8 protein-coding genes are annotated in these 7,312 nt (G+C 68.2%); 2 read left to right on the top strand and 6 right to left on the bottom strand.

The window, feature by feature from the left end:
• The 3 genes from gndA to A9W96_RS14225 form a co-directional block, all read right to left on the bottom strand.
• Positions 1 to 1,213: NADP-dependent phosphogluconate dehydrogenase (gndA, locus tag A9W96_RS14235; RefSeq protein ID WP_067140619.1), on the bottom strand; the 1,213-nt coding region annotated here is incomplete at its 3' end.
• A gap of 100 nt (positions 1,214 to 1,313) precedes the next feature.
• On the bottom strand, positions 1,314 to 2,264 hold the full coding sequence (locus A9W96_RS14230; protein WP_066872785.1) for a M56 family metallopeptidase: 951 nt from the start codon (positions 2,262 to 2,264) through the stop codon (positions 1,314 to 1,316).
• Between the two features lie 14 nt (positions 2,265 to 2,278).
• A complete protein-coding gene (locus tag A9W96_RS14225) occupies positions 2,279 to 2,698 on the bottom strand; it encodes a BlaI/MecI/CopY family transcriptional regulator (RefSeq protein WP_066872787.1) in 420 nt (139 codons plus the stop codon).
• Positions 2,699 to 3,017: 319 nt separating this feature from the next.
• On the opposite strand from A9W96_RS14225, the gene A9W96_RS14220 reads away from it, so the two are divergent.
• Positions 3,018 to 3,440 carry a PaaI family thioesterase gene (locus A9W96_RS14220; RefSeq protein WP_369829231.1) on the top strand — a complete coding sequence of 141 codons (423 nt, stop codon included), beginning with the start codon at positions 3,018 to 3,020 and terminating at the stop codon, positions 3,438 to 3,440.
• 48 nt (positions 3,441 to 3,488) lie between these two features.
• On the opposite strand, the gene A9W96_RS14215 is transcribed toward A9W96_RS14220, so the two are convergent.
• The 3 genes from A9W96_RS14215 to A9W96_RS14205 form a co-directional block, all read right to left on the bottom strand.
• Positions 3,489 to 4,874 (bottom strand): NAD(P)/FAD-dependent oxidoreductase, encoded by a 1,386-nt coding sequence (locus A9W96_RS14215; RefSeq protein ID WP_066872790.1) that lies wholly within the window; start codon positions 4,872 to 4,874, stop codon positions 3,489 to 3,491.
• 186 nt (positions 4,875 to 5,060) lie between these two features.
• Positions 5,061 to 5,978: an LLM class F420-dependent oxidoreductase gene (locus A9W96_RS14210; protein ID WP_067140623.1), complete on the bottom strand. Its 918-nt coding sequence runs from the start codon at positions 5,976 to 5,978 to the stop codon at positions 5,061 to 5,063.
• A 57-nt stretch (positions 5,979 to 6,035) separates the two neighbouring features.
• Positions 6,036 to 6,713 (bottom strand): SDR family oxidoreductase, encoded by a 678-nt coding sequence (locus A9W96_RS14205; RefSeq protein WP_067140615.1) that lies wholly within the window; start codon positions 6,711 to 6,713, stop codon positions 6,036 to 6,038.
• A 193-nt stretch (positions 6,714 to 6,906) separates the two neighbouring features.
• Here A9W96_RS14205 and modA point away from each other — a divergent pair.
• Positions 6,907 to 7,312, top strand: a 406-nt coding sequence (gene modA, locus A9W96_RS14200) for a molybdate ABC transporter substrate-binding protein (protein ID WP_067140611.1), incomplete at its 3' end; no start/stop codon positions are given.

Genomic DNA, 7,312 nt, shown 5'->3' with positions numbered 1-7,312 from the left:
AGTACGGCGCGACGATGAGCGTCGGCAGGTCGGGGTTCTCGTCGAACGCCTCTTTGATCCGGTTGAGGAACTTCGCCCGGATGATGCAGCCGCCGCGCCAGATGGTCGCCATGTCGCCGGCGGTGATGTCCCAGTCGTACTCGGCGCTGCCGGCCTGGATCTGGTTGAAGCCCTGGGCGTAGGCGATGATCTTCGACGCGTACAGCGCCTTGCTCACGTCGTCGATGAATTGCGCTGCGTCGCTTGGCTTCTCGCCCAGCCGGCCGGACGCCAGCCCGGTGGTCGCCTTGCGCTGCGCCACCGAGCCCGACAGCGCGCGGGCGAACACCGCCTCGGCGATGCCGGTCACCGGCACGCCGAGATCCAGGGCGGACTTCACGGTCCAGCGCCCGGTGCCCTTCTGTTCGGCCTCGTCGAGGATGAGGTCGACCAGCGGCTTGCCGGTCTTGGCGTCGGTCTGGCGCAGCACCTCGGCAGTGATCTCAATGAGAAAACTGTCCAGGTCGCCCTTGTTCCACTCGGCGAACACGTCGGCGATCTCGGGGGCGGTCTTGCCGAGCCCGTCGCGCAACAGCTGGTAGGCCTCGCCGATCAGCTGCATGTCGGAGTACTCGATGCCGTTGTGCACCATCTTGACGAAGTGCCCGGCGCCGTCGGGGCCGATGTGGGTGCAGCACGGCACGCCGTCGACGTGTGCGGAGATCTCCTCGAGCAGCGGGCCCAGCGACTCGTACGACTCGGCCGGGCCGCCGGGCATGATTGACGGGCCGTTGAGCGCGCCCTCTTCGCCGCCGGAGATGCCGGCGCCGACGAAGTGCAGCCCGCGCTCCCGGATGGCCTTCTCCCGGCGGATGGTGTCGGTGTAGAGGGCGTTGCCGCCGTCGATGATGATGTCGCCTTCTTCCATGGCGTCGGCGAGCTCGTTGATGACGGCGTCGGTGGGCTCACCGGCCTTGACCATGATCAGCACCCGGCGCGGCTTTTCCAGCGCGTCCAGGAACTCGGCGATGGTCTCCGATCGCACGAACGTGCCCTCGTCGCCGTGCTCTTTGAGCAGCGCGTCCGTCTTGGCGATCGACCGGTTGTGCAGGGCCACCGTGTAGCCGTGCCGGGCGAAGTTGCGGGCGATGTTCGAACCCATCACGGCCAGGCCCGTGACGCCGATCTGCGCGGTGCCGGTCTTGGATCCGGAGGGGGCATCCGACGAACTCATGTTGTCGCCTCTCAAGTTGGAGAACTTTCACCAAAAGCTTTCGGTGACACTGTGGCACAGCGAACAGTCAGGCGCCCGGGGTGATCGGTTCTCGGCGGTGTCAGAGGTTGAACAGGCGTTGCAGCTCGGTGAGCCATGGGACGGCCAGCGCGACCGTGGGCACGACGAACACGGCGGCCGCGGCCAGGTATGCGGCCGCCGACAGCAGCGGACTGTTGCCGCGTCCGCCCAGGCGGCGCACTCGCAGCACCGTGCTGGGACCGCTGGCCGCCAATGCACCCGACGGGGCCCGGCCGGACGCGCAGGCGACCAGCGCCCGGGCCAGGGGAGCGCGACCCGCGGCGCGCACCGCCGCGTCGTCGGCGAGCAGCTCGACCAGCAGCTGGACGGCGCCGAGCGCGTTGGCGCTGCGGACCAGCCGCGGGAAGGCCGCGTGCACGGCGGTGAAGGCCTCCAGCACCAGGTCGTGCCGCGCCCGAAGGTGGGCGCGCTCGTGGGTGAGGATCGCCTCCACTTCGGCGTCGGCGAGGGTGCTCAACGTCCCCTCGCTGACCACCACGCGGCTGCGCACGCCGGGCAGGCAGTAGGCCAGCGGTTGTGGGACGTCCAACACACGAAGATCGCGGGTGCGGGCGCAGGGCTGCGACAGCGCGGCACCGTGGCCGACCCCGACCAGGTCGACCACCATGCGGTGGTGGGCCCGTCGCTTCCGGTTGGCGATGGCCACCCGGACCACAGCGACCATCAGCCGGGCGCCGACCAGCACGGTCAGGGCGAACACGCTGACGTAGGCGATCCACAGCGGCCAGCCGAGGCGCTCGGCGGCGCCGACGATGCTGGTCGTGGGTCGCCCGTCGCGGCCGGGCATCAACAGCCGGGTGGCGATCGCGATGCCGGCGCTGAACGCCGACAGCACCGCGGCCAGTGCGACCGCCTGCCAGAGCACCATGGCGGCGCGGGGAGCGCGCAGCGGCCAGCGCGCGCGTGCCAACATCGCCGGCACCGGACCGGTCAGTAGCACCGCGAGAATGGTGAAAGCCAGCGCGGACACACTGTCAGTGTCCCTCAGGCCTCCGGTGCAGCGCCAGCAGATGGTGAGTTATTGCGTTGATTGGCTTCCAGTTCGGCGAGCGCGCGCCGCAGCGCCTCCGCCTCGTCGGCGCCGACCCGTTCGACGAAGTGCACCAGCGCGGCCTGCCGGCCCCCGGGATCCTCGGCTTGGGCCAGCGCGTCCACCATGAGTCCGGCGACCAGCTCGTCGCGACCATGAACAGGCGCGTACCGGTGCGCCCGGTCGTCCCGGATCTGCGAGACCAGGTTTTTCTTGGCCAGCCGTTGCAGCACGGTCATGATCGTGGTGTAGGCGAGATCGCGCTGCGCCGACAACGCCTCGTGGACCTGGCGAACGGTCTGAGGCTCGGGCGTGGACCACAGGTGGTCCATGACGGCCCGTTCCAGATCCCCCAGCCGAGTCAGTTTGGCCATAGTTCGTTCATCTCCTGAGCGTCGAAACCAGCGTACTCCGGCTTACTACCGACGGTCGTACGGAAGGCTGACAAATCACGGTGTCGGCCGACGCGCGCGCCCCCGGGGCGAACAAGAAGAACAATACCCCTTGCGAAGTTAGGGCAGCCTTGCCTATGCTCATCGAGTCGAGCGATAACGGACCGTGTGAGTGTCCTGAGGGCTGCAGCGACCCCCGGTCTACTCGATCGGCGAGCCCCGTGCCAACAGGTACGGGGCTCAGCCGTTTTCGGGGCCAAAGTCCCACGGCGAAAACGCTTGCGGGCCATGGTGTAGACACATGGACGTGCCAGAGCCGCAGAATGCCATTATCCCGCCGGACTTCTCCGCACCCTTCGACCGCGAGATCGGGCTGCAGTTCACCGAACTCAGCCCCGACGGTGCGCGGGCCCAACTCGAGGTCACCCCCAAGCTGTTGCAGCCGATGGGTTTGGTGCACGGCGGCGTTTACTGCTCGATGATCGAAAGCATGGCGAGCGTGGCCGCCTACACCTGGCTGGCCACCCGCGGCGGCGGAAACGTGGTGGGCGTCAACAACAACACCGATTTCTTGCGCTCGATCGGCTCGGGCATGGTGTACGGCACCGTCGAGCCGATCCACCGCGGCCGCAGCCAGCAATTGTGGTTGGTCACCATCACCGACGACGACGACCGCGTCGTCGCCCGCGGTCAGGTGCGGCTGCAGAACCTCGAGGCCCGCTGAGCGGTTGGCCCGTCACACCGCCGTCATTGAATTGCGCTGTCGGGCAAGCTAGCTGGCGCGTCTGGCCGCCGGCCGGTTGGCCTCGGCGGCGACCACCGCCAACTGTTCCAGCCGCGTCCGGGCGAACGCCTGCTGCTCGGTGATGGTGAGCTGGCCACGACGGGTGCTCAGGAACGTCACCGTCCAGGACAGCAGGGTGCTGATCTTGGTCTTGAACCCGACCAGGTACACCAGGTGCAGCACCAGCCAGGCGAACCAGGCGAACAGCCCGCTGAACTCGACCGGGCCGATCTTGGCGACCGCGGAGAACCGCGACACCGTGGCCATGGAGCCCTTGTCGAAGTACTGGAAGGGCTCCCGGTCGGCCGGGTTGGCGCCGCCGAGCTCGGCCTTGATGGTGCTGGCGACGTACTTGGCGCCCTGGATGGCGCCCTGCGCCACGCCGGGCACGCCTTCGACGGCGGCCAGGTCGCCGATGACGAACACGTTCGGGTGGCCGGGGACCGACAGGTCGGGCAGTACCTTGACACGGCCTGCGCGGTCGAGTTCGACCGACGACTGGTCGGCGAGGTCGCGACCCAGGGGGCTGGCGGACACGCCGGCGGACCAGACCTTGCACGCCGACTCGATGCGCCGGACGGTGCCGTCGGAGTCCTTGACCGTGATGCCGTTGCGGTCGACGTCGGTCACCATCGCACCCAACTGGATCTCCACGCCCATCTTTTCCAGCCGGGCCGCCGCGCGCTGACCCAGCTTGTCGCCGAAGGGCGGCAGCACGGCGGGAGCGGCGTCGAGCAGGATCACCCGGGCCTTGGTCGAGTCGATGTGCCGGAAGGAGCCCCGCAACGTGTCCTTCGCCAATTCCGCTATCTGCCCGGCCATTTCGACGCCGGTGGGGCCGGCCCCGATGACGGTGAACGTCAGCAGCTTGGCCCGCCGCTCCGGATCGCGAGAGCGCTCGGCCTGCTCGAACGCGCTCAGGATCCGGCCGCGCACCTCGAGCGCGTCGTCGATCGACTTCATGCCCGGCGCGAACTCCGCGAAATGGTCGTTGCCGAAATAGGACTGGCCCGCGCCGGCGGCGATGATCAAGCTGTCGTAGGGGGTGTCGTAGGTGTGCCCCAGCAGGTCGGACACCACGAACTTGCCCTCCAGGTCGATGTGGGTGACGTCACCGAGCAGCACCTGGACGTTGCGCTGTCTGCGCAGGACGACCCGGGTGGGGGGTGCGATATCGCCTTCGGACACAATGCCCGTCGCCACCTGGTACAGCAGCGGCTGGAAAAGGTGGTGCGTAGTCCGGGCGATCAGCTTGATGTCGACGTTGGCGTGCTTGAGCTTCTTGGCCGCGTTCAGTCCGCCGAAGCCGGAGCCGATGATGACGACCTGGTGACGACGCTCCGGTCCATCTGTGGTTCCTGGCTGGGGGCTCATGTTTCCGCTGCTCCTGACGGGGGCTCCTGGACGCGCGACTGCAGTCAACGACCACGCTAGTCAGGCGGATACCCCCAAACCTAGCTGGCAACATGTGTAATCAAACACATCGTCTGTATCACTGCTGGTCGCCCAACGTGATACTCGTCATGCTCCGCCGACCGGGGCGTTGAGCTGGCGAAAGACCTACCGGCCCACCAGCGGACGCAGTGCCGCGCCGGCCGCCTCGATGACGCCGGGCGTGTAGGCGGGCAGGTTGATGATGACGCCGTCGATGCCCGCGTCGATCACCTTGGACTTGAGCTGATCGGCGACCGCGTCCGGCGTGCCGGCCACCATGCGCTGCGTCATCTCGGCGGGGATCTGCTCGAGGCTCGCGTTGTCGTCGATCAGGGCCGTGATCAGCGCGCTGGTCTCCAGGGTGGCGGGGTCGCGGCCCACCTCTTCGCAGGACCGGCGCACGGCGTCCACCTTGCGCGGCAGCTCGTCGAAACCCGCGATCACGTTGAGGTGGTCGAAGTGCCGGGCGGCGAGCGGGATCGTCTTCTTCTCCCCGCTGCCGCCGATCATCAGCGGAATGTGTTCCCGGAAGCGGGGATTGGCGAACGCCTCGCTGGTCTGGTACCACTGGCCCGAGACGGTGGCCCGCTCGCCGGAGATCATCGGCAAGATGATCTGCAGGGCCTCGTCGAGCCGGTTGAACCTGTCGGTGAAGGTGCCGAATTCGAAGCCCAACTGGTCGTGCTCGAGCTGGAACCATCCGGTGCCGATGCCCAGGATCGCCCGTCCCTGGCTGACGACGTCCAGCGTGGTGATGATCTTCGCGAGCAGGCTCGGGTTTCGATAGGTATTGCCGGTCACCAGCGTGCCCAGCTGCACCCGCTCCGTGGCGGTGGCCAGCGCCCCCAGTGCGGTGTAGGCCTCCAGCATCGGCTGGTCGGGCGAACCCAACGTCGGCAGTTGGTAGAAGTGGTCCATCACGAAAACCGAGTCGAATCCGGCTGATTCGGCTTCGCGGGCCTGGGCGACGACGGTGGGAAAGAGTTGTTCAACCCCGGTGCCGTAGGAAAAGTTGGGAATCTGCAGACCGAGTCGAATAGCCACGAGAATCACCGTAGCGATCGGCCCTGCCCGAAAGAAGGGCGCGCGGCGCGTTACGCGTCAGGCGAAACGGGCCAGCGCGCCGTGGCTCACGTGCAACGTCTGGCCGGTGATGTGGCGGGCCGCCGAGGTGGTCAGGAACAGCGCCAACCGGGCGGCCTCCGCGGACACCGGCGCCGGAGTGCGTGACAGCCCGTCGTAGCCGGCCTCGGCGCTGCGTCCGCTCGCCACCATGTTGACGGTGATGCCGCGGGTGCCGAAGATGCCCGCCTGGCCCGCGGCCCAGTTCGACAGCGCGGCCTTGATGGCGGCCTCGGCGCTGCCGGCCGGTGGGTTCTCGGGCACCACACTGATGATCGAGCCGCCCGAGCGCAGGTGATCACCGACGGCCTGGACGGTGAGCACCGCCGAAAGCACCGCCGCGTCAAGGGCCTTGCGCCAGGCGTTGGCGGTGTCGGCGATCGAATAGGTGCGCGGGTCGCCGGCCTCCCAGGTGGGCGCCGGCACGTGGACGATGGTGTCCAGGTGATGCGGGAACAGCGGACGGGCCTCTTCCAGGCTGGCCGGGTCGGTGGTGTCGCAGACGATCGACTCGACCTCCAGCTCCTTGGCGGCGATCTCCAGGTCGCTCTTGCGCGCACCCACCAGGGTCACCTTGTGGCCGTCGTCGCGGAAGCCCTCGGCCACCGTGCGTCCCAGCTCCGTGTCTCCGCCGGTAACCAGCACCTCCACTGCCATGACCTCCTCGTGTGCACGCGCGTTATGGCGTCGATCCCGGATATGTTACTGGACAGTAGCTAGCCGGCGAAACTTTCGCCGGCGCGACGCGCGGATCAGTTGCGTAACTATTCGGCCGTCACTTTCCCGCGCACTTTCTTGCGGCGATTCAACCGCCGAGCGCACCGCATTATCGGCGGGCTAGGGTGCATCCATGCGTCGGATCGGGATCCTGGCCGCTGTGGTTTCGACGGTGCTGGCAGCGGGGCCGATCGGGTGCGGTTCGCAGCCCGCGCAGCCCGCGCAGGCCTCGGGCAAGGTGGTGGTGTTCGCCGCGGCGTCGCTCAAGCCGGCGTTCACGCAGATCGGCCAGCAGTTCACGGCCCAGAATCCGGGCGCGGGCGTCGACTTCGAGTTCGCCGGCTCCTCCGATCTGGCGACCCAGCTGACGCAGGGCGCAACGGCCGACGTGTTCGCCTCGGCCGACACCGCCCAGATGGATGCGGTCAGCAAGGCCGGCTTGCTGGCCGGCGACCCGACGAACTTCGCGTCGAACACCCTGGTCATCGTCACCGCTCCGGGCAACCCCAAGCGAATCGGCTCCTTCGCCGATCTGGCCA

This window comes from Mycobacterium sp. 1245852.3, assembly GCF_001669335.1.
GTDB lineage: Bacteria > Actinomycetota > Actinomycetes > Mycobacteriales > Mycobacteriaceae > Mycobacterium > Mycobacterium europaeum_A.
The sequence above is the reverse complement of the archived record's forward strand: the minus strand, read 5'-3'. Positions and strand labels throughout refer to the sequence as shown.